Annotated in this window: 26 protein-coding genes and 1 riboswitch; of the genes, 16 read left to right on the forward strand and 10 right to left on the reverse strand. The window is 35.4% G+C overall.

All coding sequences use genetic code 11. From position 1 onward, the window contains the following. Window positions 1–22: 22 nt before the first annotated feature. On the reverse strand, window positions 23–958 hold the full coding sequence (locus ACVYAD_RS09825; RefSeq protein ID WP_476426133.1) for an aldo/keto reductase: 936 nt from the start codon (window positions 956–958) through the stop codon (window positions 23–25). Window positions 959–1092: 134 nt separating this feature from the next. Continuing rightward, window positions 1093–1845 carry an IclR family transcriptional regulator gene (locus tag ACVYAD_RS09830; protein WP_476426135.1) on the reverse strand — a complete coding sequence of 251 codons (753 nt, stop codon included), beginning with the start codon at window positions 1843–1845 and terminating at the stop codon, window positions 1093–1095. A gap of 214 nt (window positions 1846–2059) precedes the next feature. On the opposite strand from ACVYAD_RS09830, the gene ACVYAD_RS09835 reads away from it, so the two are divergent. The 7 genes from ACVYAD_RS09835 to ACVYAD_RS09865 all read left to right on the forward strand — a co-directional run bounded on the left by ACVYAD_RS09835 (window position 2060) and on the right by ACVYAD_RS09865 (window position 9284). Beyond that, window positions 2060–2584: a sigma-70 family RNA polymerase sigma factor gene (locus ACVYAD_RS09835; RefSeq protein WP_349659515.1), complete on the forward strand. Its 525-nt coding sequence runs from the start codon at window positions 2060–2062 to the stop codon at window positions 2582–2584. Then, window positions 2568–3827, forward strand: coding sequence for a DUF4179 domain-containing protein (locus ACVYAD_RS09840; protein WP_476426137.1), 1260 nt, complete (start codon window positions 2568–2570; stop codon window positions 3825–3827). The genes ACVYAD_RS09835 and ACVYAD_RS09840 overlap by 17 nt, the downstream gene beginning before the upstream one ends. A 178-nt stretch (window positions 3828–4005) precedes the next feature. Then, window positions 4006–5406, forward strand: a complete 1401-nt coding sequence (locus tag ACVYAD_RS09845; RefSeq protein WP_349659456.1) for an amino acid permease — start codon at window positions 4006–4008, stop codon at window positions 5404–5406. Window positions 5407–6317: 911 nt separating this feature from the next. Continuing rightward, window positions 6318–7364 carry an AI-2E family transporter gene (locus ACVYAD_RS09850; protein ID WP_349659455.1) on the forward strand — a complete coding sequence of 349 codons (1047 nt, stop codon included), beginning with the start codon at window positions 6318–6320 and terminating at the stop codon, window positions 7362–7364. Window positions 7365–7649: 285 nt separating this feature from the next. Beyond that, window positions 7650–7913, forward strand: coding sequence for a CD3324 family protein (locus tag ACVYAD_RS09855; protein ID WP_386828608.1), 264 nt, complete (start codon window positions 7650–7652; stop codon window positions 7911–7913). Between the two features lie 126 nt (window positions 7914–8039). After that, window positions 8040–8579 (forward strand): GNAT family N-acetyltransferase, encoded by a 540-nt coding sequence (locus tag ACVYAD_RS09860; RefSeq protein WP_349659453.1) that lies wholly within the window; start codon window positions 8040–8042, stop codon window positions 8577–8579. A 249-nt stretch (window positions 8580–8828) separates the two neighbouring features. Continuing rightward, window positions 8829–9284 (forward strand): GNAT family N-acetyltransferase, encoded by a 456-nt coding sequence (locus tag ACVYAD_RS09865; RefSeq protein ID WP_476426140.1) that lies wholly within the window; start codon window positions 8829–8831, stop codon window positions 9282–9284. Between the two features lie 108 nt (window positions 9285–9392). On the opposite strand, the gene ACVYAD_RS09870 is transcribed toward ACVYAD_RS09865, so the two are convergent. Together ACVYAD_RS09870 and ACVYAD_RS09875 are read right to left on the reverse strand one after the other, a co-directional pair. Beyond that, on the reverse strand, window positions 9393–10748 hold the full coding sequence (locus ACVYAD_RS09870; protein WP_476426141.1) for an MATE family efflux transporter: 1356 nt from the start codon (window positions 10746–10748) through the stop codon (window positions 9393–9395). After that, window positions 10735–11202, reverse strand: coding sequence for a GNAT family N-acetyltransferase (locus tag ACVYAD_RS09875; protein WP_476426143.1), 468 nt, complete (start codon window positions 11200–11202; stop codon window positions 10735–10737). Before ACVYAD_RS09875 ends, ACVYAD_RS09870 begins: the two co-directional genes overlap by 14 nt. A gap of 176 nt (window positions 11203–11378) precedes the next feature. Here ACVYAD_RS09875 and ACVYAD_RS09880 point away from each other — a divergent pair, with 176 nt between their 5' ends. Both ACVYAD_RS09880 and ACVYAD_RS09885 read left to right on the forward strand, forming a co-directional pair. After that, complete coding sequence (locus tag ACVYAD_RS09880; RefSeq protein WP_476426145.1) at window positions 11379–12209, forward strand: MerR family transcriptional regulator; 831 nt, start codon at window positions 11379–11381, stop codon at window positions 12207–12209. A 57-nt stretch (window positions 12210–12266) separates the two neighbouring features. Further along, complete coding sequence (locus ACVYAD_RS09885) at window positions 12267–13442, forward strand: DUF4272 domain-containing protein (RefSeq protein ID WP_476426147.1); 1176 nt, start codon at window positions 12267–12269, stop codon at window positions 13440–13442. Window positions 13443–13981: 539 nt separating this feature from the next. Here the strand turns inward: ACVYAD_RS09885 and ACVYAD_RS09890 are convergent. Further along, window positions 13982–14335, reverse strand: a complete 354-nt coding sequence (locus ACVYAD_RS09890) for a hypothetical protein (RefSeq protein ID WP_349659447.1) — start codon at window positions 14333–14335, stop codon at window positions 13982–13984. Window positions 14336–14358: 23 nt separating this feature from the next. Next, complete coding sequence (locus ACVYAD_RS09895) at window positions 14359–15054, reverse strand: DUF2225 domain-containing protein (protein WP_349659446.1); 696 nt, start codon at window positions 15052–15054, stop codon at window positions 14359–14361. 542 nt (window positions 15055–15596) lie between these two features. Here ACVYAD_RS09895 and ACVYAD_RS09900 point away from each other — a divergent pair. After that, window positions 15597–16370, forward strand: a complete 774-nt coding sequence (locus tag ACVYAD_RS09900; protein WP_349659445.1) for a Cof-type HAD-IIB family hydrolase — start codon at window positions 15597–15599, stop codon at window positions 16368–16370. Between the two features lie 123 nt (window positions 16371–16493). Here ACVYAD_RS09900 and ACVYAD_RS09905 read toward each other — a convergent pair whose 3' ends face one another. Both ACVYAD_RS09905 and ACVYAD_RS09910 read right to left on the reverse strand, forming a co-directional pair. After that, on the reverse strand, window positions 16494–17231 hold the full coding sequence (locus ACVYAD_RS09905; RefSeq protein WP_476426149.1) for a cyclase family protein: 738 nt from the start codon (window positions 17229–17231) through the stop codon (window positions 16494–16496). 98 nt (window positions 17232–17329) lie between these two features. Next, window positions 17330–17434, reverse strand: a riboswitch (SAM riboswitch). Between the two features lie 150 nt (window positions 17435–17584). Further along, entirely contained in the window at window positions 17585–17992 is a 408-nt protein-coding gene (locus ACVYAD_RS09910) for a YuzC family spore coat inner layer protein (protein ID WP_476426151.1), read from the reverse strand. Window positions 17993–18147: 155 nt separating this feature from the next. Here ACVYAD_RS09910 and ACVYAD_RS09915 point away from each other — a divergent pair, with 155 nt between their 5' ends. After that, window positions 18148–18699 carry an SMI1/KNR4 family protein gene (locus tag ACVYAD_RS09915; RefSeq protein WP_476426153.1) on the forward strand — a complete coding sequence of 184 codons (552 nt, stop codon included), beginning with the start codon at window positions 18148–18150 and terminating at the stop codon, window positions 18697–18699. 62 nt (window positions 18700–18761) lie between these two features. Here the strand turns inward: ACVYAD_RS09915 and ACVYAD_RS09920 are convergent, their stop codons facing one another. After that, complete coding sequence (locus ACVYAD_RS09920; protein ID WP_386828635.1) at window positions 18762–19946, reverse strand: MFS transporter; 1185 nt, start codon at window positions 19944–19946, stop codon at window positions 18762–18764. Between the two features lie 110 nt (window positions 19947–20056). Between ACVYAD_RS09920 and ACVYAD_RS09925 the strand changes: the two genes are divergently transcribed. Beyond that, complete coding sequence (locus ACVYAD_RS09925; protein ID WP_349659440.1) at window positions 20057–20440, forward strand: winged helix-turn-helix transcriptional regulator; 384 nt, start codon at window positions 20057–20059, stop codon at window positions 20438–20440. A gap of 69 nt (window positions 20441–20509) precedes the next feature. Here ACVYAD_RS09925 and ACVYAD_RS09930 read toward each other — a convergent pair whose 3' ends face one another. Then, window positions 20510–21355 carry an aldo/keto reductase gene (locus ACVYAD_RS09930; protein WP_476426156.1) on the reverse strand — a complete coding sequence of 282 codons (846 nt, stop codon included), beginning with the start codon at window positions 21353–21355 and terminating at the stop codon, window positions 20510–20512. Between the two features lie 233 nt (window positions 21356–21588). Between ACVYAD_RS09930 and ACVYAD_RS09935 the strand changes: the two genes are divergently transcribed. From ACVYAD_RS09935 to ACVYAD_RS09950, 4 genes are all read left to right on the forward strand, one after another. Continuing rightward, entirely contained in the window at window positions 21589–22392 is an 804-nt protein-coding gene (locus ACVYAD_RS09935) for a GNAT family N-acetyltransferase (RefSeq protein ID WP_476426158.1), read from the forward strand. A 79-nt stretch (window positions 22393–22471) separates the two neighbouring features. After that, window positions 22472–22915 carry a VOC family protein gene (locus ACVYAD_RS09940; RefSeq protein WP_476426159.1) on the forward strand — a complete coding sequence of 148 codons (444 nt, stop codon included), beginning with the start codon at window positions 22472–22474 and terminating at the stop codon, window positions 22913–22915. Window positions 22916–23149: 234 nt separating this feature from the next. Next, complete coding sequence (locus ACVYAD_RS09945) at window positions 23150–23818, forward strand: response regulator transcription factor (protein ID WP_476426161.1); 669 nt, start codon at window positions 23150–23152, stop codon at window positions 23816–23818. Then, window positions 23815–25167, forward strand: coding sequence for a sensor histidine kinase (locus tag ACVYAD_RS09950; RefSeq protein WP_476426162.1), 1353 nt, complete (start codon window positions 23815–23817; stop codon window positions 25165–25167). Before ACVYAD_RS09945 ends, ACVYAD_RS09950 begins: the two co-directional genes overlap by 4 nt. The last annotated feature ends 196 nt before the right edge of the window (window positions 25168–25363 follow it).

Below are 25363 nucleotides of genomic sequence, written 5' to 3' on the forward strand. Positions count from 1 at the left end.
TTCGCATTTTTTCGTTCTAAAATTATTTTAAAATACGCTCTATATTCACTAAATCTTCGTTTGTTAATAGGACATCCGTTGCTTTCACATTGTTGGCCACTTGTTTTTTATGTTTCCCGCCTGGGATAACTGCATCAACGCCATCTTGAGCTAATAACCAAGCAAGTGCTAAATTTGGTAATGTCGTTTGCTTTTCCTCTGCAATTCCTTTTAATGCTTCTACTTTTACTAATGTTTGTTCAAATAATTCGCCTTGGAATAAAGGGTCTGAAGTTCGCCAGTCACCTTTACCTAGCTTAAAGTCTTTTGTATACTTTCCGCCAAGTAGGCCATATGCAAGTGGTCCGTAAGGAATAAATGAAATTTCATTTTTTATACAGTATGGCAATAAATCCTGCTCTCCTGAACGATTTAACATATTGTAAGGAGATTGTAGGACAGAAATATCATTATGCACATTTGCTTCTATAAGCTGTTCTAATGTTACGTTTGAAATGCCTATTGCTCGGATCTTTCCTTCTTCTTTTAAGCGTGACAATTCACCAATCGACTCCGCAAGAGGAGTTTCGTTATCCGGGAAGTGTAGGTAGTATAGATCTACGTAATCCATTTGTAGCCGTTTCAAACTATTTTCAAATGCCCCACGTAGATATTGCGGATGATTATCTGTTTTTACTGAACCATCCTCAAACCAATGTCTACCTCCTTTTGTTGCTAAAACGAACTCATCCCTAGAGTAATTTTTTAATACTTCGCCAACAAGTTCTTCTGAACGCCCTTTTCCGTAAATGTCTGCTGTATCAATAAAAGTTATCCCTAAGTCAAGTGCAGCTGAAACTAGTTCCTTCCCATCTTGTTCATTTAAGTTTTCAAATAAGTTATGCCCACCTACAGCATTCGTCCCAAGACCAATTTCGGAAATCTTGATATTTGTTTTTTTCAAAGTATGAAATTTCATAGTCCTACCTCCTCGTTGTTCTGTAATCAGAATAGAGTAAAAAAGAATATTTAACCAACATGCATCGTTGTCGTTTCATATATAGAAACAAGTGCATTTTAATTGCAAAAAATGACCAACTAAAGATCTTAACATTATGCTAAAAGATAATGAATTTCTTCGGTCAATTGCTGACTTGCATCGCTTAACTTTTTTGCATACGACCGAATGGCAGTCTTCTTAATTTGATTCGTTGAACCGTGGAAAGCAATTGCCCCGATGACTTCTTCATTCACATAAATGGGAACGGCGATACAACATTTACCTTCATTCGTTTCTTCATTATCAACAGCATATCCTTGAGTTTTAATGACCTGTAAATGAGGAATCAAAAGACCATAATCATAGAAGGTTTTTGTTGTAAAGGTGTTAAGTTCAATACTATTTAATAGTTCCTGTTGTTTTTTAGGTGACAGATGAGCTAATACTACTTTTCCTAGAGCGCTTGAATGCATAGGCGTCCGAGTATCGATCGCATGAAAAGCAGGCTGTTCAAAAGGCTCACTAATCACATTTTTTATTACCATCTCGCAATCCTCCAAAATACCAATATAAGTAGTTATTTCTTCTTGGCGGGCTAATTGGTATGGCGCTACGAGAGACGTCCATTGGATATCTTTGTGCCAATATAAGTGCTCATCCCTAAAAATATGAGGATTTAATTGATAATACTTATTATATTTAAGAACATAATTCATTTTTTCTAGCGTATAAAGCATGCGAAAAACAGACGTCTTATTCATTGATAATTCTTCCATAATTTCAGTTAATGTAAGAGAATGCTTCTGACGTAATATATCTAAAATCAAAAGGCCTTTTTTTAATGTTGATACTTCATAGGAATCCATTTTGTCCTCTCCTTGCTTCTAGATAGCTTGTACAATATCATCTTTACTATTGATTTACTAGGTTGGGAAATGACTGCAGTTATCTTAATCCTCCTTTAGATATGCTTACTAGAGGAGAATTTTTGTGCCCATGTTTGTTATTTTATTGAAACGATTTACATATTTACAACATCTAACATATAGAAACACGAAAGGATGGTGAAAAAAATTGAAAGTGAAGTCATTATTGTCAAAGGCGAAAAAGGGGAATGACCAAGCGTTTATAGAGCTGTTACAGGAAGAAAAATTAAAGCTATATAAGATGGCCTATATTTATATGAAAAATGAAAACGATGCATTAGATGTAGTGCAGGAGACAATAACAAGGGCGTATGCCAATATCCATACAGTGAAAGAAGAGCAGTATTTTGCCACTTGGCTAATGAGAATTTTAATTAATACAGCATTAGAGATGCTACGAAAAAATGAAAAGATTGTTCCGTTGCTTGAACAACAGCCGGAGCACGAGCAAAGTTTAACTAACGATGAAAAGCTAGATTTATTGCAAGCCATTGAACAATTAGAGGAAAAATATAAAACCGTTATCTTATTGAGATACTATCGAGATTTGCAAATAAAAGAAATTGCAGATTTATTAGGTTGTCCAGAGGGGACAGTCAAAACAAATGTGCATAGAGGCATTCAGCAGCTAAAAAAATTTCTAAACAAGGAGGGTGAACTTTATGGAGAGCAATATTAAAGAAGCTATAAATAACATTGACGTACCATTAGAGAAACTTGATCAAGCTATTGAAAAAGGAATGCGCTCAGAAATGAAAAAAAGCAAAAAAGGTTGGAGAACTGCAATTGTTTCTATTGTAGCAAGTGTAGTTTTGATTTTAGGTTCTGGTTTTATCTCTCCTCAAATGGCAAATGTGCTAGCAGATATGCCGCTTTTTGGCTTTATGTATAATATCGTAGAACAGGATGAAGGGCTACAAACGGCGCTTTCTGATGACAATAAGGTGAAGTTAAATAAAACGGTAACTAGTAACGGTATAGCCATTACAGTAGAGGAGATCGTATATGATGGCGCACGTTTGAATGTGATTTTTTCAATGCCAAAATATATGGATATCGCACCAGGCTTTTTGTATGTTAATGGGAAAGAACTCAATACGGGTGAAAGTTTACGGGTTTTAGAAGATCAAGATGGATTTCGCGGTTTATGGGAATTTCCTATCGACGAAGAATTACCCGATGAATTTGATTTAACGTTAAAATTTTTACAAGTAGGATCTACAAAAGGGGAATGGGTATTCTCTACACCTATAAAAAAAGTAAAAAATGATAGTCATAAATTAGTATCTGGTCAATCAGGGAAAGTTAATGGCATCTCATTTGGTGTAGAAAGTGTGGAGGCTTCAACAACATCGACAAAGATAAAGGTGAAATTTGATGCTACCTCGGATAAATTGTTCTCCGAAGAGGCTGGGGTTTTAAATGCTACTATAATGGACCAAAACGGAGCTCCACTGAAAGTATTGCACCAATCAGGAAGTGGGGATGACAAAAGTACAACTTATACGTACTTAACAGAACCTTTAAATAAAAATATTACTGATATAAAGATAGCTTATTATTTCTCCTCGTTTGATATGGAACGTAAAGATTTAATTGTCCCACTTGCTGATACATTACCGCAACGAATTTCACAAGGTGAGATGGGGGATCTTGTTATCACAGAAGTGACAAATAAGGGTCAGAAAGCTACGCTGTCTTTTTATGTCGATAGTGATTTCCCTTATAATAATAATCTAATATCTCTTGATGTTAAGTCGGAATCGGGTGAAAGCCTAATCATAGAGTATGCTCATGCAATTGGACCAAATAAATTTCTAGTATCCTATCAGACGAATGTGGGAAAACCAATTATTCATATTTTAGAGACACCGTATATGGAAGTTGAGACATCTGCTAACGTCACAATTCCAGTAAAATAGTATTACAAAAGTTTGATATAAAAGAATGTGTCGATCAACTCGTTTTCTAGTAAAAGATAAATTGCTATAATAATCTAATTGTTGACTGGATTTGAAAATATATATAATATACTGATTATTAGTAAAAATGCATAAAAATGATATTTGTTAGCTGTTTATTGGAAATGGAGTGGTTATTATGGCGAATTTTTTTCGAAGGAAGTCAATTGAGCAAGCCAATAAAATAACTGAAGTTGAACGTTTTAAACTAAAGCGTGAATTAGGGTCGTTGCAGTTACTGCTGTATGTACTAGGGGCTACAATAGGAGCTGGAATTTTTGTACTACCAGGAACTACAGCTGCTCTTCATGCAGGCCCAGGTGTCGTTGTTTCTTTCTTAATTGGGGGTCTTGTAACAATTGCAGTTGGATTAGCCTATGTCGAATTCGCTGCGATGGCGCCCGTTGCAGGTAGCGCTTATACCTATTCTTATATAGCACTAGGTGAAATTATTGCCTGGATGATCGGTTGGGACTTATTACTGGAATTCATCGTTATTTCTAGCACGGTCGCAGTTGGTTGGAGTGGCTACGTCGATTCATTTTTACAATCTGTCGGTATCCACTTACCGGGAGCCTTAACAAAAGATATTGCTCATGGTGGAGTGGTCAATCTACCAGCTGTGGTTGGTTGGCTTATTGTAGCTTGGATTGCTATGAGCGGGATTAAAAATGTTGGTCGATCAAATATGCTATTTACAATGGCAAAAGTCGGTGCGATTGTTTTATTCCTTGCTATCGGGGCTTTTCACGTTAACCCTATAAACTGGACACCATTTACACCGTTTGGCTGGTCAGGTGTAATGGCGGGAGCGGCGTTAGTGTTCTTTGCCTTTACGGGATTTGATGGTGTAACAACTGTTATGGAAGAAGTAAAAAATCCACAAAAAACAATACCAAAAGCTTTAATTGGTGGTCTGAGTGTATTAACGCTTATTTATGCATTAGTTGCGCTAGTATTAACAGGTATTGTACCATTCCCTGAATTGGATGTTCCAAATCCTACAGTGTATGCACTACAATCTGTTGGTATTCAATGGGGAGGTGCTATCATCGCAGTATCGGTTATTTTTGGATTGCTTGCTACGATGATTGCAAATACAACTAGTGCGACGCGCGTGTTGTTTGCAATGAGTCGTGATGGGCTACTGCCAGAACGTATTGCACAAACAAATAAAAAAACAGGAGTACCTGTATTATCAACTATAATTGTAGTTGGAACAGGTATTCTCTTATCAGGATTTTTATCAATCGGAGAATTAGCAGAATTTGCTAACATCGGAGGTTTAACTGCTTTTGCTTTAACAACAGTTAGTGTCGTTGTTCTTCGTTATACACGACCAGATCAACCGCGTATATTCAAAGTACCTGCGTTATGGCTTGTAGCAACTATAGGGGTTGGAGGATGTATTGTGTTAATATTTAGTCTACCGTTATTTACTATAGTGCGCTTTATGATTTGGTTAGCGATAGGATTAGTTATTTACATAGGCTATGGATATAAGCATGCTAAAATGGGCTCTGATAATGAAAATCTATAAATGAGAAAAACACCTCTTTCGTTCTAAAGAGGTGTTTTTTTAAACCTAAATTTAATGCAGATCTGGCGCACATCCTTGTGAATCACAACATAGTATAAGTTAAACTCCCTTATATGCCCAGGCGTCGATTTCGCAGAAGGCATAGCCAAGAAAGCCGTTTATAATTTTTTGCTTTTCTTGTGCCATATTAATTTCCCCAAACAAATAAAAAGACTATCTTCGTTAAATCTTGAAGTTCCATATATGCACTTTCAAGACTCTTCCGGATATTTCTATTCTAACTTCATTTGAGCTAATGGCTCTTCAGATACATTCCCATCTTGTCCACATATTTTAGGGACTCGATACTGCAACTTGATGTTCATAAGGAGCAATTGGTTATGAATATCCTTCGAGGTTTATGGAACTTTCACAAAATCCATCTTTTCTATTATTTTCAGTTTAAAATTTTAATAAGAATATCATACTGAAACTAAGGAGCAATACCAAAATCTGTTCTTGATTAATAGGAATGAACGCAATTATGCCGGAACATAATTGATTCACTTCATAAAAGTAGTTACATTAGCTATGATGGTGTTCAAAGGGTTATAATAGAATAATAGAATTAAGGCTTATAACGCTGATACAGCTTTCAATAAAGTACAAAAGTATGATCATTAATTTACAATTTGATAAGACATATAATTCTTTTCGCTCCATGGATTTATTTATTTCTTATAAGACTTATAAAGCGGCATGCAAATAAGTCTTTTTCTAAGTGATGATGGGAATAATAATCCAAAGAAGGGGGCATATACATAAGGATGATACGAAATGTTTTACATCAATTTATTAATTGCTTATGTTCATTTGATAGCGAAACCCAGGCAGTAAAGGCAGCGAAGCCGTTTTGTAGAAGGAGTGAATACATGAGTAATTTCTTTCGAAGCCACGGATTTAAACGTTTTATAATTCTTGTTGGGATCGCTATTGCACTATATTTGATGCGAAGTATGATCAATCTTATTCTTCTCACGTTCATTATTACTTACTTGATGAATCAACTGACTACGAAGACAACAAAAATGATTAGAAAATACACACCAATGAACGAGAAGGCTGTGACAGTTACCCTTTATCTTTTACTTGTCGCAGGTATTGTTGCAATTATCTACAAGTATTTGCCTGTCGTAACCCAACAAATTACACAGCTCTTTGACCTCATTGCTAGCTTTAGTCTCGATCCAGATGATAACGAGATTGCAAGGTATTTAGCTCCAACCTTTGAGAAGATTGAACTGGGTAAATATTTAGAGCAGGGTGTAGACCTCACGCTAAAAAATCTTACGAATATTGGTAAAGTTATTTTGCACATATTCATCGCACTAATTTTAAGCTTGTTTATTTTACTTGAGAAGAAGCGGATTATAGATTTTACAGCGAAATTTAAAGATAGTAAAATGAGCCATCTATACGATGAACTACATTATTTCTCGAGGATCTTCATTCGTTCATTCGGTAAAGTTATTGAGGCGCAGTTCATTATTGCCGCTGTCAACTGTGTTTTATCTGTTATTGCTTTATACATTATGGGCTTCCCGCATTTAATTGCATTGGGGATTATGCTCTTTATATTAGGATTAGTGCCAGTTGCAGGGGTCATCATGTCCTTGATTCCTCTCACTATAATTGCATATAGTATCGGTGGACCAATGTACATTGTTTATATTTTGGTGATCGTTATGGTACTACATGCTATGGAGGCATACTTCTTAAATCCAAAGCTGATGTCTGCCAAGACAAATCTTCCAATTTTCTATACATTCATCGTCATTCTCTTCTCGGAGCATTTCTTTGGTGTATGGGGATTAATTATTGGTATTCCATTATTCATGTTCCTTCTCGATATTCTGGGCGTTACGTCCTCAGAGGATACGGCAAAAAGTAATGGAAGCACAAGTGGACAAATAAATTGAATAAAGTTTCGTTCAAAAAGGAATCAGTGTGTCTGATTCCTTTTTGTTTTATTAATTGAAAATATATACATATGATAAAATGAACTATGACACAATTTTGGGGGATAGATGTGAGTAATTATGTTAAGTTGCTAGATACGGAAGCAGCCCATGCAAAGCCTAATTTTGATATGGCAATACTTTGCATGGGGTAGATTTCAATATTTGCCTTGAAGTATTTCTTATAAAATTAGCTTTGCTACCTTATTTTATTCATTTCAAAATAAAATTGAGGGGTTGGCATAAATGGCTTATAAGAAGGCTTCAGCTATATTACCGAAAGAGCTTTTAATAGAAATCCAAAAATATGTTCAAGGTGAAACGATTTATATTCCTAAAATAGAAAACACGTATTTAGAGTGGGGTGCTCGTTCAGGCTCAAAGAAATATATTGAGAATAGGAATAAGTCTATAAAAGAAGCGTTTACAAATGGAGCTTCTATTGAACAATTATCTAAGGAATATCATTTAGCTGTAGAAACGATTAAAAAAATTATATATACAAAGTAATTTGTTTAAGCACTAGCACCTGATTTGCTAGTGCTTTTTGTATGTCTTGTACGTTTCTTAATCGAACTAGGCATATTCTTTCCGCTAGAGATCTTGTTCAATATAGTTAAAGGGGGAGGTTAATTTATGATTACAGGGCAAAGTGTATTTTTAAGACCAATTACTGAAGAAGATGTAGATAGTATCTACGAGTGTTTTCAAGATGAAGAGATTATGTATATGACAGGTACACGTAACATTTTAACGAAGGATCAGATTAGAGAGGCTTTGAGTCGATTTAGCGAAGATTCTACACGCTGTGATTTTGCTATTTGCTTAGTAGAAAATAGCCGAGTTGTTGGTGATTTAGCTATTATGGAAATAGACTTAGACGATAAAAAGGCAATATTTCGCATAGCTTTACATAGGATAGAAGATTGCGGTAAGGGATATGGGGCTGAAGCGGTTCAGCTTGTTCAACAATTTTCGTTCGAGGAGCTTCAGCTTAATCGCTTAGAGTTACAAGTATACTCCCATAATATTCGGGGAATAAAATCGTACGAAAAGGTAGGCTTCAAAAAGGAAGGAACTTTAAGGCAATCCTTATATATGAACGGTAAGTATTCAGATGAAATTATTATGAGTATTTTACGTGATGAATATATGGAATTAAAAAAGAGCTATTAGTCTTGAACCTTGCTTTAGTGGTATCGCGCCAGCGTTAACAGGAAAGCGCTCAGTCTGAACAGACATTAACCACACATTATGGTAACTGTGATAGTAAATGGTAAAATATGATATGATATAAAAATAAATCTTTGTTAAAGGGGGCGGTCATTATGACAAACAAAACTTTTTTTATCTTTAAATACTGGGGGATAACGCTAAACTAATAAAGATATAAAGCGTTTTCCCTGATTTCGGAAGGGGAAAAATATGAATAAGAATTCAGTGAAGATTGTAGAAGTTAATGCCGAGAATTGGTATGAGTGTTGTCTATTAGAAATATCAAAAGAACAAAGAAATTATATTGAACCAAACGCTATTTCAATAGTGCAAGCAAAGTTTGAGCCGACATTAAAACCATACGTTATTTATTTTGAAGAGAAAGTAGTAGGTTTTTTAATGTTTAATTCTGTTAAAGAAGAGCTTGATGGCTATTGGATTTATCGAATTATGATAGATAAGCATTTTCAAGGTAAGGGTATAGGGAAAGCGGCTACTAAGCTAATGATTTCAGAAATAGCTAAATTACCAAATGCGCAAAAAGTTATAGTAGGTTACCACCCAGAAAATAAAGGTGCGCATAATTTATATTCAAGTTTGGGATTTGAAGATTATGGTGATCGCTTTGGTAAAGAAATGGCTGTCATCAAATATTTACATGAATAATAAAGAAAAGGGAACAATTCAAGGTCCCTTTTGAATTTGTCCTCATTAAAGTGAAAGAGAAACATTAATAAGCTAACCCCCTGTCGATTGAAAGGGGGTTAACTTCATTTATTGTGCCTTTAAGGAACTTGCTTTCGAAAAAATGGTATGCTTTTTTTTCTTCATAAATATAAAAATTAGCAATGCGGTAATACCTTCTGCGACAGGGAATGTCCACCAAATAGCTTGTGGGCCAAGGAGTTTAGGCAATAGTACGAGAGCAGGGATAAATAATAGAATACTGCGAAGTAACATGATGGTTGTTGCAAGACGTATTTTTTCAATTGACTGGAAGAATTCTGCAAATACCATGTTCACTCCAAGGAATACATACCCGATTGCAAAATGTACAAAGCCTTGTGTAGCCATATTGCGAATGTCAAATGTGCTATCACCAAATAATGCAATTAGCTGAGAAGGGAATAACGTAGCAATAATGACAGTCGTTAAACCTATAATAATTGCAGTGGCAATACCTATTTTCAATAATGCTGTTAATCGGTCAATCAACTTCGCACCGTGGTGATAACTAACTAGTGGCTGTAGAGCCATACCGATGCCAAGGAATACTGTTAACAGTACAGTATGAATATAGTTAACCATTGCATAAGCAGTAACGCCTTCTGAGCCTAAATAATGTAAAAATGTAACATTGTATAAAATAACCATTACAGCGACGGAGGCTTCAACGATAAAGCTTGGTAGCCCAATAGCGAATATTTTCTTTAAATCAGATATGCTGAAAAATGTACGGACAAATTTTAATTCGGATTGCTTTCGGAAGAAGTGTAGGCATAGCACCGACATACCGATTATTGTGGAGATTGCTGTAGCTAGGGCACAGCCAGTTACGCCGTAATTGAGTACGAAAATAAAGATGTAGTTTAAAATAATGTTTAACACTGATGTAGTGACTAAGCCCATCATCGCAAGCTTTGGATTGCCATCATTTCGAATAAAAATACTTAGTAAGTTTTCAATTGTATAGAACACACCGAAAATCAAAATAACATGTAGATACTCTTGAACATAAGGGAAGGTGGCGTCACTTGCCCCGAATATATAGGAGATTTCCTTTAAATTTAATAAAAGGAATAGAATCAGTGTCATGACGACAACGATCATTGTTGTAAATGCTAATGTAAAGAGCTGATGCGCTCGTTTTTTATTACCCTCACCGAGGGAAATTGAAAATAGTGTTGCTCCACCCATACCAATCCAAAGGGAAATGGATAGTAAAATCGAGAAAATTGGTACGGCGATATTTACACCTGCTAAAGCGGCTGGTCCAACTCCGTGACTAACGAAAATACCATCCACTAAAATATTGACTGACATCAGCAACATACCAACCATAGCCGGGAATAAGTATGATAAAAACAAGGGCCTAAGAGGCCTTGTTTCAATTGGATTAATGGTAGTCATCAGCATGTACCTCCTTTACCATCACCTTTTCACCTTTAGTATCTAGCTCACCGTTAAAGACGAAGCCAAACTTTTTATATAACTGAATAGCTACTGTATTGTTGTCATAAACGCTTAAATATATATTTTGACAGCTGTATTTAGCTACTAAATATTGAATAAGCTGCTGTATAAAGTATTTTCCCAATCCTTTGTGTTGGTAGCGCTCATCAATGAAATAGCGATCTAACCAAACACGTTGTGAATTGTCCTTTTCTGGGAACACGCCATACATAGCGAAGCCGACTGCATTATTTTCCTTATATAATCCTACGGGGATAAAGCGTTTATCTGCTTTTGCCTCCGCTAAGCATTGTTGTGTACTTTCAATAAAATCTTGCTGATTATCAGCAATGCGTAATGCTAATACTTCCTCTTTGTTTAAAGCTGTAATGTCACGAATTTCCGTGAACATAATGTCAAAACCTTTCTATTTTTAATTTCTTTCAGCAGATGTCACGGAAATCGGAAAGGGATCTTTATGCAATCACAAACCGACTCCGGACTCAATTATGCAGTGGCATAATTAATTGTGAATAGCTACAATCTAATGTATATAGTTACTATATAGTCAAGGAGGGAAACTTAAAAATGTTTAATAAAAATGTAAAATATTTTACAACTGGTGAGTTTGCTAAAATTTGTAAGGTCAATAAACAAACGTTAATTTACTACGACCAAATTGGTTTATTATCACCAATTATGAAAGATGGTAAAGACTACCGTTATTATTCTGTTGCACAATATGAATTTTTTAGTGTAATCGAGCTATTAAAGGCGGTCGGCATGTCTTTAAAAGATATTCAAAAATATATGGCAGAAAAATCACCTGAAAATTTTTTAGACTTAATGTATCAGCAAAAGGAAATTGTAGCAAAAAAACGCCATGAGCTGGAGATGATTGAAAGCATTATTGATGTCAAAATCGATTTAACAAAAGAAGCCTTACACCTTGATTTTGATAGTATTACGATTGAACATCTGCCAGAGGCAACGTTGTATTTAAGCAAAAATATCGAGGACTCGACGGAAGAACAGTTTACGAAGGCTGTTTCAGACTTTATTGATGAATTAGATCGCTCGCAATTAGACACAGGTTATCCCATTGGAGGGATTACAAGAAGAGAGCAAATATTAGCCGGAAATTATGATAACTATAGTTACTTGTATATAGAGCAGCCGAATCCACGAGAGGGCCATCCTTATTTCGAAGCGATTGAAGGGGATTTTATTGTTGGATACCATGTAGGGACGTCCACTACATTGGGTGAATCATATGAGCGATTATTTAAGGTCATGCGAGAAAGGGGCTTTGAACTAGGGAAATACGTATATGAGGAATATATTTATGACGCCGTTATTAAAAATCGTGAAGAGGATTATGTAACGAAAATTATGATAGAAATTAAAAAGGGTTGTTGATCAGTAGTATGCACTCTAGGTACAAAAAATAGTTGGTGAATAAAAGGGGAGAGAAGAATGAACTATTTCACAATATTTGCATCTAAGAACAACATTGATGATATTGAGTTTAAAATTACAGATGTTTTTGCAAAAGGTTTTGCTATTGGTAAAAATGAAAACGAGTATTTATTAAAGTCCAAGGCGCTGTTTAAAAAACATAAATTAATCATTAGAGTCATGTCTGAAGATACGAATCCAGAATACTTCGTTAATAATATTCCTGGGATGATGGGGTATTACAATAACATTCCTTTTGAAGAAGATCCGTTAAAAGAATTAGTGTTGACTCAAATATCCGTTTTAAATACAGTGATTGCGATCGAATCAGAAAAAGAAATAAATGAAGACCAGTTGCTGTTATTTACGGACCTGCTATCAAAAATAGGGGGGATTGGCTTTTTACCGAATGGCACTTTGTTAGACGATGAAGGGGCCGTTATTGTTTATCCTGACGGGCAATCAGGACCGTCCAATTTCAGACCTCAAGCGTGTACACACAAAGTAATGGGACAAGAGGTGTCATCAGAAGAAGGGGAGCAAAGAAAAAATAACACGATAGCTTATTTAAAGGAAAGAGTTATTCCATATACAGCTTCACTCCCTCAGCTCCCACCAATTGAGGATTGTCAGTTTAAAACCCAAGAAGACATTGCTAGAAGAGCTGTAGCTCTGTTAATTGTTATTCAATTTGCTTGTGATGTGGCACAAGGCGGAAATGTGGAAGAGTCGCGGGACTTTTTCGTTAATATGTTACGCACATATAAAGTGGAAAACTATCTAACTGAAAATGAAAGAGACTTTTTACAAGCTTCAGAACCAGATGTGCAAGAAGCCATTAATATTTCATGGCAATACGAGGCTTATTGGACGCTTATTTGGGCACTTGGCTTTGTTGAAGAGCTTGATTTTCCTGATGAAGTATGCGATTGCGAGTATGCCATTCAAGTTGTTTCTAACTGTGAAACATTTGAACAATTTTATCTTCAAGCGGGCATTCGTAGTCAGGAAGATATTTTGGATGAAGCCGACAAAATCTACAGATATCATTGGGCTTGCGTAGATAGTCGTATACAAGAACGACCAGCTCCTGCGGGGATGAATGAAAGTATCGTTATGGAAAGACGTAGGGGGTTGTTCTGGTTGATAGGGCATCGTAATGAAGAATGGGATACTATTTCGATGGATACTTGAATTTAAATGAAAAGTAGCAAACTAGTTTGCTATTTTAATAATATTATTTAATCCTGTATTAATGTGCAGTAATTTACTTTACCGAAAGTGAAGCGTCAGGTGCAAACCTCACCTCAAAAGTAAGAAAGGACTGCCCGTAAAAACTCGAATGGTAAAGACTAATAATCAGTGGGGATGAAGAGACCCCCACTGATTAAAGTTTTACCTTATATAATTCGGCTTACTTACTTTATCAATCAGAAGAATCTAAAGCTAAGCGTTCTTCTATCGCTGGAACTGCTGCGGATGCATTTGAAACTCCGTTGAACGCTACAAAGCTTGTTAGTGCGATACTTAATGATAATAAGACCTTACGTTACTTACCTTTTGTCACTCTCTATCAGTCCTTCGTTATATGTTAAGACCAATTATAGATAGTGAAGTTTAAAGTAAAAGGGGAGTTTATTTAAATTTGGTCAAATGTCATTATTTTGGATTATTTAAGCGGAGGAAGGTAAAAAAACATCTCCAAAGTGTAAGTACACTGTAGAGATGTAATTTTATTTATAGTGATAAGTGCTAGCTCTAGGATGATTCCGTTGTATTTGATTGAACCATGCACGATCCTTTTCCTCTTGTTTTAATGTACTAACGATGGTTGATGAGCAGCTAACACAGATTTTTGCCTGAGTAATTTGTCCACAGCGTTCACAAGGTGCACCTAAATTAGGGAAAATCGATTTTTTTAATTTTCCTGTTTTGACCCATTTATAGAGTAGGTCTGATGAAACCCCAGTTAATGAAACTACCTCATCGTTCGTTAAATAGCGATTATTTTTTCTTAGTAAAAAATGATGTAATTCCGAAAAAATATCTTCTTCTCTCACATCAATCCTTTTGGTGAATAGCAGCATATTTATTACTCTCCCTGTTTATATTAATTGATGACTTCTTCTATATTGTCATTTACGTTGTTAGGTTGATCGTCATATTTATAGTTTTCCCAACGATTTCGTGCTAGTTTTCGATATTTATTGGAAACATGTCGATCTGCAATTAATCGAGAGAATCCTTTTTTCGCCTCAGCAATATCTCCAAGTCGAAGGCTTAATTCTGCATGTAAATATTGAATTCTCTCACCGCCCTCTTGATTGGATGCAAAAGATTTACTGTAAAAGTCTCTTGCAGCAAAGAGGTAGCGCATTTCCGATTCATGATCATCTTTTAAGCGATATAGCCATGCTATTTTTAGTGCGAAATTGGCCATAAGAAGTGACTCTTCCATTGATGCTCTTGATACAAGGTAGGCTAATTTAAGGCTTACAATGGCATCATCAATCGTACGTTCTTTGCAAATATCCATTGGTTTTTGTAGCTCTTTAATGTAAAGCTCATCTATAAGAAGCATGAAAGGTCCATACGTTCTTGTCATTGATTTGTGGTAAGCGTAGCCACAATGCGGACAAACGGCAACCTCATATAATAACGGGTTTAAACCCTCATAAACTGGCATGAAGTCTGTTTGTTCTTCGATAATTTTATATCGATTAGGGCGTACTTTATATGTAGTAAAATGCTTTTTACAAAACTTACAATCCACACTACTTTCATAGTAGTAAATGTTAAATGCCATCAGAATCAACTCCTTTCCACCCAAATAATAATTTCATGTAGAATACTCTCACCTCTGAAGGTAGTGAGATGGATGTGGGTATATTTCTTTTGTTCTATTTATATGAAGGACAATGTCGTTCAATATATTTAATTTAGTTTCTCTTATTTTAACAATTCTATGTTCTTTGGTATACTCCTTTAGAATTATTAAAATAAAAATGTTCATTACTTTCTTAGTTTTTTGAAATTTAGGTATGTACCCGTAATAGTGTTTATCGGTGTAGTTAAAGCAAGTTATACATTCTTTTAAGTTTGTCAAAATACGTACATATATTTAATTAAAAAAGTTATTGCATATGTAATATTACCTATAACTAATTTCGGTATAAAGATGTTTCTTAATGTAAAATGAAAATTGTAATAGTTGGAAAAATGTAGAATTGGATGTTGACCAATAAGAGGAGTCATACAACGCTTGCCTGTAGTGAAAATTAGCCTTTTAATTATAGATTTATCACCAATGCACTTGGTGAAAATATACAAAATGAAAAGGAGAGAACAATGGATTATAAAATTGTATTTTTTGACGTAGATGGAACGCTTGTTAATTATGAAGATGGTCGTATGCAAGAAAGTACAAGGAATGCTATTCAACAATTAAAGGATAAAGGAATTCATATTGTAGCTGCTACAGGAAGACCTTTATCAATGTGCCAGGATTTAAGAAATGTAGGAATAGAGACGTTTATTACAGCTAATGGTGCATATGTTAAGCACCAAGATCAAGTCATACATAAAATACCGGTCGCCAAAGAAGTGGTCCAAGTAGTGAAGGCTTTTGCTGATGAAAATAAACAAAGTCTATCGTTTTTCACAGAAACATTATCAATGAATAACGTCCAAGAAGAAGAAACATTAAAAGCTATGAAAGAAACATTATCTTTGCGGGAGTTTCCCGTTATCAATGAAGATATTGTAACGCAAGAGGTGTATTTAATGTGTTTATATGTTGATGAGGATATTGAGAAAAAGTATACCTCTACATTTCCTCATTTATTATTTAAAAGGTGGCATCCTTACATTACAAATATTTTGCAACATGATATTTCTAAGTCTATTGCTGTTCAAGCTGTACTAGAATATTTCGACTTGAGTACAGAAGAAGCACTTGCTTTTGGGGATGGAGATAATGATATCGACATGCTAGAGCAGGTCGGCTTTGGTATTGCAATGGGTAATGGTAGTGAAGCTTTAAAAAATGTCGCTAATTTTGTAACAAAGAAATCAACAGAAGATGGTATTGATTATGCTCTTCGTGAGCTAAAAATCATTTAATGGAAAAAATCGTATTAAGTTCATAGCTCTTATGTTGATCGTGTTTCTAAAAAGGAAAAAAATCTAAATAAATGATTAAGAAAGGTCTGGTGCAATATGTATTGAATCAGACCTGTTGCTATATTAAGGCAATATAGCAAATGAGCGGACAGGGAATCCAGATGCTTTTTCAGGCTTTGCCACAATATTGAATATAACGGCGCCTTTTGGAGGTAGCTTATCCAAATTTGTCATAAGCTCAATTTGATAAGTATCTTGCTCAAGCACAAAATATTCGCCATCTAACTTACCGTTTTTACGAAAATCTGTTGCTGAATCCGTATCAAAAGTTTCGTGGCCGATCGCACTTACTTTTCGTTCGTTGAATAAAAATTGCAACGCTTCTAATCCCCAGCCAGGAATATGATTATTGCCATCAGCATCTTTGTTGCTGAAAGCCTCTTTATCTGGCCAACGTTTACTCCAATCGGTACGTAGCGCAACGAAGGTACCTTCTTCAATTTCTCCATATTCAGCTTCAAAGTTAAGAATATCTTGAATGCTTAACGTGTAATCGTTGTTAATTTCAGCTTCCTTCGATTTATCAATAACGATTAGTGGTAGTACTAGTTCTTTTAGCTCCAATTCCTCTAAATAACGTGCATCTCGCACGAAATGGATAGGTGGGTCGATATGTGTTCCGTATTGCCCAGGGAAAGTGAATTGTTGTGCAAAGAAGCCATCATCATGGGAAAATAATGTTTCAAATTTTGCATCATCAAACATAAAGAAATGAGGAGAGTCTGGACCGAATATATGTGTTAAATCAACCCATTCTTTTGATTTCAATAATTTTATTGCTTGTAAAAGGTCGTTTGCCATAATATTTCCCTGCTTTCTGTTAATTATTTTGAATGCAACAATAAAAAAGAGCCCTCCTTGTAGAAGAGGACTCTTGTGCAAAGCAAATGCAGTAAGTCTTCTCATCTTCAAGGCTAAATTTTGCCATTTGGAATTAGCACCATACCTATAGGCTGGTTGCTGAGACTTCATAGGGCCAATCCCTCCGTCTCTCTTGATAAGAAAATAAAATATAAGAATTTTCAGAAATGAAATTTATGAATACTTTAGCATATTTATATATAGTTTACAAGTTCAGTAGGGATACGTGGTTATAATTCATAAAGAAGATGCTAAAGGCAAAAAAAAGAGGCCCTCTTCAAAGGACCAACTTTTCACCAACCCAAAATTAGTGTTAGCTTACAACAGCCGCTATCAGTAAATAGTATACGAAATCCATCTGGTGTATAGGTAGTATCGAATTTTACCGTAATGCCTGTTGACGCAATTAACTTTTCAACTTCTGTTTTATTTGATTGTTGTGCTGCGTTCATAAGATCATGTGCAAATTGCTCTGATTCATCAATTTTATCCGTAAGTAATTGTGCTTGCTGCATAATAACTTTGATTCGTTTCGCAGAAGTCTTTAATTTTACTGTATTGATGGATGGAAATGGACCTCTATTCGTTGGGTCAGGCATTGCTAGATGTCTAGAAGGTAGTTGAGTAGTTGGTTGATTTGCCATTACCCATGCCAGATAATAATTAGGATAGACAAAATACGGATAAGGATTGTAATACACTAAATTCCTCCTATCCTATAGTTGATACATTATCTTATGTACAACAGAGACTTTAGGTGTTAATGGCCGTGCTTTGAAAAGCTTGAGCGAAAAGGACCTCAGTTCAACGGCTTAAATCCCGATCAATTTATTCTTCTTCAAAAGGAGTTATTAAAATGGATATTCGTGCATACATAAAAAATGGTTTTGAAGTTTACTATGAACGTTATAATCAGGTGTCTGAAGATGGATTTTGTAGGTGGATGTGCCCGGATGTACCTGAAGAAATGAAGGTAGTTGATATCGATGCAGAGTGGTCTGTGTGGAGAATGATTCCTTCCACCGTAACGGAGGGAGATATTCAAACGTTAGAAAAAGAGTTCGGACTTAATTTTCCCGAATGGTATAAAGCTTTTATTTCAACGTATCATCATTATTTTGGTGTAATACCTGACCAAAGTATTGAGGATCCTTTAAATAATGTAAGAGATATGTTTAATCCATCATTATGCAGTTTAGGATATCTTCCATTTTCGTGGGATACAGAGTATGGAAAAATAATTTGTATTGATTTAAATAATAATGCTGATGAAGAAAGTTGTGCCATATATGAAATTGAACATGAAATTTTATTTGATGATGATGCCGATATTCTATCGTCATTAGACTATCTGTATCCAAATTTTAAAGCATATTTTGATGATACTTTCCTTGAATCTAATAAATAGCAATAAGGAAGGGGCATTTTAGAAAGCACCTTCCTCACATTTTTTATTTATAAGAAACGTACCTATTGTTTGTTTCTATCGAAGATTAACCATAGGAACGTAGTAGCTGCAGCAATCATCACCATGCCGAATCCGTATATAGGAGTATGCGCTAATGATTGTTGGCGAACGATAATTCCTCCAATGTATGATCCTAGGAAAATACCAATGTTAAAGGCCGAAATATTTAATGCTGAAGCCATTGAGATAGCTGATGGTATATATTTTTCTGAAATCTGAACGGCATAAAGCTGTAATCCCGGTACATTCATAAACATAAATAGTCCCATAATTAAGACCATTATTAATCCACCGATTGATGATTCTAAAAAGAAGTTGATGCCGAGTAGAGATAATGCTAAGCCGATAAGGATAATAAAGATAGAACGTAAAGGGTTATTATTCGCAAAATGACCACCTAATGTATTACCGATGGCAACGCAAATACCGTATACAACTAAAATCACGACTATTGCTTTAGGTGAGTAGCCCATATACTGCTCTAAAATTGGTGAAATATACGTATATACTACGAATGCGCCACCATATCCGATGGCAGTAATAAAGAGAATTAATAACATTCGTATATTCCCTAATACTTTTCCGATATCGCGAATTGATATTGGATTGCTTTTCGATAACTGACTAGGAACAAGTATGGCATTACTAATTAATCCAATAATACCTATGATCACAATGAAAATGAACGACATTCGCCAATCAGTTACTTGTCCAATAAAAGTTCCTAGTGGGACACCAGTGACAGTTGCTAATGTTAGCCCTGTGAACATAAAAGCTATTGCGCTTGCTCGTTTATTAGGCGCTACAACATCTGCAGCGATAACAGAGGCAATAGACATAAACACACCATGTGCTAATGCTGAAATAACACGCCCAGTTAGTAGTAATGAGAATGAGGGTGCTATTGCTGCAAGTAAATTACCGATAATAAACAGTACCATAACAAGCAGTAATACATTTTTGCGACTTATGCGCGATGTTAATGCTGTTAAAAGCGGTGCACCAATAGTTACTCCTAGTGCATATATAGATACGGTTAAACCTGCAGTACTTAATGATATATCAAAATCTTCTGTAATTAATGGAAGTAGTCCAACGCTTATAAATTCTGTAGAGCCGATACCAAATGCACTAATCGCAAGTGCGAGTAATGTTAGTTTGGCATTCGGCACTTTTGTATCTTTCATTCTATTAATATCTCCTTTGATTTTTTTTATAGTATATAGTAATATTCATACATATCGTAAAGTTGTATAGGGTACTTTTAGTTACTTTTGAATATTACAGGGGGTTCACAATGAAAAAAGTTTTTAATATTGGTGTTGAAGCCACTCTCGAAGTAATTGGGGGTAAATGGAAACCTGTTATTCTTTGTCATCTTAACCACCATGGTAAGATTCGTACGAATGAATTTCGCCGATTGATTCCAGGCATTTCGCAAAAAATGCTAACAACCCAATTGCGTGAATTAGAGCAGTCTGGCTTAATTAATCGCGAGGTTTTCAATCAAGTACCGCCAAAAGTTGAATATTCGCTAACACCTTATGGTCAAGAGATGGACCCTGTGCTGAACGTGCTTTGCACTTGGGGTGAAAAACATATCGAAATGATGCAAGAGCAAGGTGAAGATGTACTAATAATGCAACGTGATGAAGATATCGCAATACAACATACATCTTAAATAGATTGGAAAGAGACTGTCTAAGAGAAGAAAATAAGACAGTCTCTTTCACATTTACATAGCTATCGTTTACATGACAAAATCAAATTCATCTGGATTTGGTCCAACACGTTGATCTAGATTCATGGCGTTAATGATTGCCATCTCTTCATCAGTTAGTGTGAAATCAAAAATATCAGCGTTTTGAATCATGCGTTCTTTACGCACAGATTTTGGAATTGTGACGATACCATTTTGAATATCCCAGCGTAAGATAACTTGAGGATTTGATTTCCCGTATTTTTCAGCTATTTTAGAAATAGTTTCATTTTCAAGAAGTCCACCTTGCATTAATGGTGCCCAAGCTTCCATTTGGATATTGTGCTCTTCACAGAATGAACGTACTTCAGTTTGTTGTAATCGTGGATGAAGTTCCACTTGGTTAATAACTGGTTTGATACGAGCGATTTTAAGAAGATCTTGTAAGTGTGATACTTGGAAGTTACATACCCCAATAGCTTTAATTTTCCCTTGTTCGTATAAATCTTCAAGTGCTCTCCAAGATTCTGCAAATTTATTTTTACCTGGCCAATGAATAAGATAAAGGTCTAAATAATCTAGCCCTAATTTTTTTAAGCTGTCTTCGTATGCTGCGATTGTCTCTTCGTAGCTTAAGCCATCGTTCCATACTTTAGATGTAATAAATAAATCTTCGCGTTTTAAACCAGTAGTTGCTAGTGCTTGACGAATACCTTCACCAACACCTGCTTCATTACCATATATAGCAGCAGTATCGATACTACGGTATCCAACCTCGATTGCATTTTTTACCATTTCTGCTGTAACATCATTCGGTACAAGGAATACGCCTAGACCCATACCAGGCATTTGTAAGCCGTTATTTAATGTAATTTTATCTTGTAAATGATTAATCATTTTTCTGTCCTCCAATTTTCGTTTGTGCTTCGTTGCTTTCTCATTATGCTTCCATACCATTGCAAAAAAAAGTACGCACTTTTTAGTTTCATAGAAACGTAGAGGTTACTTTTGTGAGATATCAATGGTTCACAGAGAGAAATTTTTATTACTTTATGTAGTTCGGTCTTCTATGTAGGTTACAATTAGTGGTAGAAAAGTAAATATTATAGGGTGGTGAATGAGGAGTGGTAATGACGAAAAACTTGGCAGATCACTTTGAAATGACGGAAATCAAGATGTTTGAGTCGAGGCTGAATGCAATTAAGGAAATTCAGAACAATGCTATGGGAGTTGAGATTGGTCAATTTGATGGTGCCTATGCTTTCTCCATAAAAAATATCCCCGGTCCCTCTTACAATGTTGTAAAGGGTGATAGCTTGAGTTCGGAGAATACGATAGATAAAATCCTTAGTTTTTATAGAACAAGAGAAATACAAGCTCGTTTTGATTTAGCCCCTCAATATGTAAATGCTACTTCGCTACAAAAATTACATAAGGCTGGTCTTTTTCAGAGTGATTTTCATGCAATATTATACTGTGAGCTAAATGAAGAGACGGTAAGGAAAACAAAGAAATCGTGCATTAAAATAAGACAAATCAATGAAGACGAATTTGACCGTTACGGAAATATCTATGTTGAAGGTTTTGGTATGCCAGCATTTTTAGCGGAAAGTGTTGCGACAAATAATCAAGTGTTACATGACAAACCCGGTTGGTCATTTTATATCGCTTCTCTTCAAAACGAGGATGTTGGTGTTGCTTCTTTATATGTACATAATGGGACGGCCGTTTTAGCGGCCTCTGCTGTGAAACCAATTGCCCATAATCAAGGAATTCACCAAGCGTTAATACAGTTTCGTATCAATGAATCCCTCAAACAAAATTGTAGTGTAATAATAGGGCATGCCAAATTTGCATCCATTAGCCAAAACAATATGGAACGTTGTGGATTGAAAATGGCTTATACAAAGAGTATATGGACTGAAGCGACATAAGGATTGTCAAGAAGCTAGAAGGGGATTCAATGCTTAAGATAGAATAAGTAATTGAATCTTTTATAAAGGAGAGAGTGGGATGAATCGTTTAAATTTAATCACGTTGGGTGTAAAAAATATGGTCGAGTCTCTTAGGTTTTATAGAGAGGGTCTAGGGTTTGAAGTGATTGTTTATGGTGAAGAAACAAATCCGGATGTTATTTTCTTTAATAATGGAGGGACAAAAATCTCGCTGTTTCCGATTGAGCGTTTAGTAAAAGATATAAACGAAGCAAATCCACCGGCGATTGGCAATGGCTTTAATGGGATTACGCTTGCTTATAATGGAAAGTCAAAAGAAGAAGTTGCTCAAGTATTTGATTTAGCTAAAAAGGCAGGGGCGGAAATCGTTAAGGAGCCAGAAACTGTATTTTGGGGTGGCTATAGTGGCTATTTCCAAGACCCAAACGGCTACTATTGGGAAGTTGCTTACGGAGATATGTGGCAGTTTGATGATCGTGATATGTTGATTATTACTGAATAAAAGAAAGAAAGACGTATTTGGAGGGAATCCAAATACGTCTTTTATAGTTAGCCTGTTTTATCACCCAACTTTTTAATTTTATCGACATATCCCTAGCCTTAGATGTGATTTATTCAATGACTCTCTCACTTTACAGACAATGATTGAGTACAAATCTATGAAATCGTATAATACAAATATGCTTTTAATAACATTTATTTCAAATATATAGAGTAGATTGGGAGGTTTACCATTTTGTATAATATATTGTACGTAGAAGACGAAAAAGAGATTGGTCAATGGGTGACAAAGGATTTAACGGAAAGAGGCTATGAGGTTACATGGCTTGAATCTGGAGAAGAGGTCGATCAGCACATAGCTTTTAAAGATATCGCTATATTGGATGTGATGCTGCCGGGCTTAGATGGCTTTTCAATTGGCAAAAGAATTAAGCGGGAAAATAAAGAAATCCCGATTTTAATGCTGTCAGCACGAACTGCTGTTGAGGATAAAATAGAGGGCCTTAACTTCGCAGACGATTATTTAACGAAGCCATTCCACCCAGATGAACTTATAGCCCGTGTAGAGGTTTTACTAAGAAGATATCAAAAAAATGATGATGTATTAGATCTTCAGCATTTAAAAATTTATACGAAAGATATGCGGATTATCAACAAGGAAACTAATGAAGAAATTCAATTAACGGGTAAGCAATTCTATTTATTACAGTATTTTATTCGCCATTTAAATCAAATTTTAACGAAGGAACAGCTCTATGAAGGTGTCTGGGGAGAAAGCTACATAGAAGGCGATAAGACATTAATGGTACATATTCGATACTTAAGAGAAAAAATAGAAATAAATCCAGCTAAGCCAACAATTATTGAAACCATTCGTGGTATTGGATATAGGGTGAAACAATGAAATTTTTTCGTTCATTATTAGTTAAGTATATGTTAATTATTTTTTTAGCCATCTCTATTGTTCAACTATCATACTTTGCTAGTGCCGCTTTTATGTTTGGAATAGGAAAAACTGATTTTTCAAGTGAAGTTCCCAGAGAAGGCGAAGTAGAGGAAAAGTGGCATACGGAAGCTAAAAGTATAAAAAGTTTTACAGATGAAGCAGTTTCTCAACATTTTGAGGATTGGCAAAAACAATATCCAAAATCTTCTATGTTTTGGGTAGACGAGGATGGAACTTTACTAACAAAAGTGAATGTGGAGGAACAGCTTCCATCGAAATGGACACCAGCATTTACTACAAAATTTATTAAAGAGCGTTATGGCGGGGATCCATTTACCGTCATTGCCTTTTTAGGTGAGGATGAATCGAATGGGTTTATCGTTTTTGAGATTCCTAAAGAAGTGTTTAATCCACCACTTAGAAATGTTTATGAACAATATGGGAACCTTTTAATTGTTGGCGTTATTGTGATTATATTATTTTTCATTGCTATATCTTTTTTATTCTTCAGAGGGATTCGAAGACGACTATTGCGTCTTCAGGAAGCGATGGAAATTCGTGATGTAGACGGCTTACCTATTGAAACGAAGGTCAAGAAGAAGGATGAAATTGGTCAGCTTGAACAAAGCTTTAATCGCATGGTGTGTGAGCTTAGGGAGAGTAAGAATCGTGAGCAGCAGGAAGAGCAGTTAAGACGTGAATTGATTGCTAATTTATCACATGACTTACGAACACCATTAACGAAAATACGAGCACAATCATATTCAGTTAGTAAAGAGGTATTATCAGAGGATGGAAAGCAAGCGATTAAGGCAATGGAAGCATCGATTGTTAGCGTTGACGCTTTAATAGAAAATTTAATGTCCTATACATTACTGATGGCTAGTAAATATAAATTTGAGGCGAAAGAAATCAACGTTATACGTTTTACGCGTGAGCAAATGACTACATGGTATCCAGTGTTTGAAAAGGAAGGCTTTGAAATCGATATTGAGCTACATTCATTTGAGAAAAATGAATGGCAAGTAGATCCGATTTGGCTTGGACGAATATTTGATAATTTATTTCAAAATATATTACGCCATGCAAGTAGCGGGAAATATATTGGCGTTGAAACCGAATCGACGGAGCATTATGATGCATTTATCATAAAAGATCACGGGTACGGAATGAAAAATGAATCAAATGCTAAAGGCGCTGGTATCGGCTTATCTATAGTCGATATTATGGTGAAGGGCATGAATTTAGATTGGGATATTGAGTCAAGTGAATCTGGCACCAAGATTAAAATTAAACACTACAAGTAGCATAATCCGTGAAGTATGTTAGGCATGCTTCATTTCATATTTAGATTGATTGTCTAAATAGTATGTTTGCAAAGCTTATGGCATCTGTTTTTTGGATTCATAATCCATGCAGACTTCGTGGGAAAAGGGCGGAGTAGTACTTTATAGTAAGGTGATTGGAATTGCTTTCATAAGATATCTTCTTTTTAATTGTTCA

This window comes from Lysinibacillus sp. G1-3, from assembly GCF_056322905.1.

What these genes read in the sequence shown, in the direction of transcription:
- ACVYAD_RS09860 (WP_349659453.1), top strand. Translation starts at nt 8,040, where the DNA reads ATGATTACAGGGCAAAGTGTATTTTTAAGACCAATTACTGAAGAAGAT.
- ACVYAD_RS09850 (WP_349659455.1), top strand. Translation starts at nt 6,318, where the DNA reads ATGAGTAATTTCTTTCGAAGCCACGGATTTAAACGTTTTATAATTCTT.
- ACVYAD_RS09845 (WP_349659456.1), top strand. Translation starts at nt 4,006, where the DNA reads ATGGCGAATTTTTTTCGAAGGAAGTCAATTGAGCAAGCCAATAAAATA.
- ACVYAD_RS09855 (WP_386828608.1), top strand. Translation starts at nt 7,650, where the DNA reads ATGGCTTATAAGAAGGCTTCAGCTATATTACCGAAAGAGCTTTTAATA.
- ACVYAD_RS09890 (WP_349659447.1), bottom strand. Translation starts at nt 14,335, where the DNA reads ATGCTGCTATTCACCAAAAGGATTGATGTGAGAGAAGAAGATATTTTT.
- ACVYAD_RS09895 (WP_349659446.1), bottom strand. Translation starts at nt 15,054, where the DNA reads ATGGCATTTAACATTTACTACTATGAAAGTAGTGTGGATTGTAAGTTT.
- ACVYAD_RS09875 (WP_476426143.1), bottom strand. Translation starts at nt 11,202, where the DNA reads ATGTTCACGGAAATTCGTGACATTACAGCTTTAAACAAAGAGGAAGTA.
- ACVYAD_RS09915 (WP_476426153.1), top strand. Translation starts at nt 18,148, where the DNA reads ATGGATATTCGTGCATACATAAAAAATGGTTTTGAAGTTTACTATGAA.
- ACVYAD_RS09940 (WP_476426159.1), top strand. Translation starts at nt 22,472, where the DNA reads ATGAATCGTTTAAATTTAATCACGTTGGGTGTAAAAAATATGGTCGAG.
- ACVYAD_RS09830 (WP_476426135.1), bottom strand. Translation starts at nt 1,845, where the DNA reads ATGGATTCCTATGAAGTATCAACATTAAAAAAAGGCCTTTTGATTTTA.
- ACVYAD_RS09950 (WP_476426162.1), top strand. Translation starts at nt 23,815, where the DNA reads ATGAAATTTTTTCGTTCATTATTAGTTAAGTATATGTTAATTATTTTT.
- ACVYAD_RS09825 (WP_476426133.1), bottom strand. Translation starts at nt 958, where the DNA reads ATGAAATTTCATACTTTGAAAAAAACAAATATCAAGATTTCCGAAATT.
- ACVYAD_RS09900 (WP_349659445.1), top strand. Translation starts at nt 15,597, where the DNA reads ATGGATTATAAAATTGTATTTTTTGACGTAGATGGAACGCTTGTTAAT.
- ACVYAD_RS09880 (WP_476426145.1), top strand. Translation starts at nt 11,379, where the DNA reads ATGTTTAATAAAAATGTAAAATATTTTACAACTGGTGAGTTTGCTAAA.
- ACVYAD_RS09930 (WP_476426156.1), bottom strand. Translation starts at nt 21,355, where the DNA reads ATGATTAATCATTTACAAGATAAAATTACATTAAATAACGGCTTACAA.
- ACVYAD_RS09840 (WP_476426137.1), top strand. Translation starts at nt 2,568, where the DNA reads ATGGAGAGCAATATTAAAGAAGCTATAAATAACATTGACGTACCATTA.
- ACVYAD_RS09905 (WP_476426149.1), bottom strand. Translation starts at nt 17,231, where the DNA reads ATGGCAAACGACCTTTTACAAGCAATAAAATTATTGAAATCAAAAGAA.
- ACVYAD_RS09925 (WP_349659440.1), top strand. Translation starts at nt 20,057, where the DNA reads ATGAAAAAAGTTTTTAATATTGGTGTTGAAGCCACTCTCGAAGTAATT.
- ACVYAD_RS09865 (WP_476426140.1), top strand. Translation starts at nt 8,829, where the DNA reads ATGAATAAGAATTCAGTGAAGATTGTAGAAGTTAATGCCGAGAATTGG.
- ACVYAD_RS09935 (WP_476426158.1), top strand. Translation starts at nt 21,589, where the DNA reads ATGACGAAAAACTTGGCAGATCACTTTGAAATGACGGAAATCAAGATG.
- ACVYAD_RS09920 (WP_386828635.1), bottom strand. Translation starts at nt 19,946, where the DNA reads ATGAAAGATACAAAAGTGCCGAATGCCAAACTAACATTACTCGCACTT.
- ACVYAD_RS09885 (WP_476426147.1), top strand. Translation starts at nt 12,267, where the DNA reads ATGAACTATTTCACAATATTTGCATCTAAGAACAACATTGATGATATT.
- ACVYAD_RS09870 (WP_476426141.1), bottom strand. Translation starts at nt 10,748, where the DNA reads ATGACTACCATTAATCCAATTGAAACAAGGCCTCTTAGGCCCTTGTTT.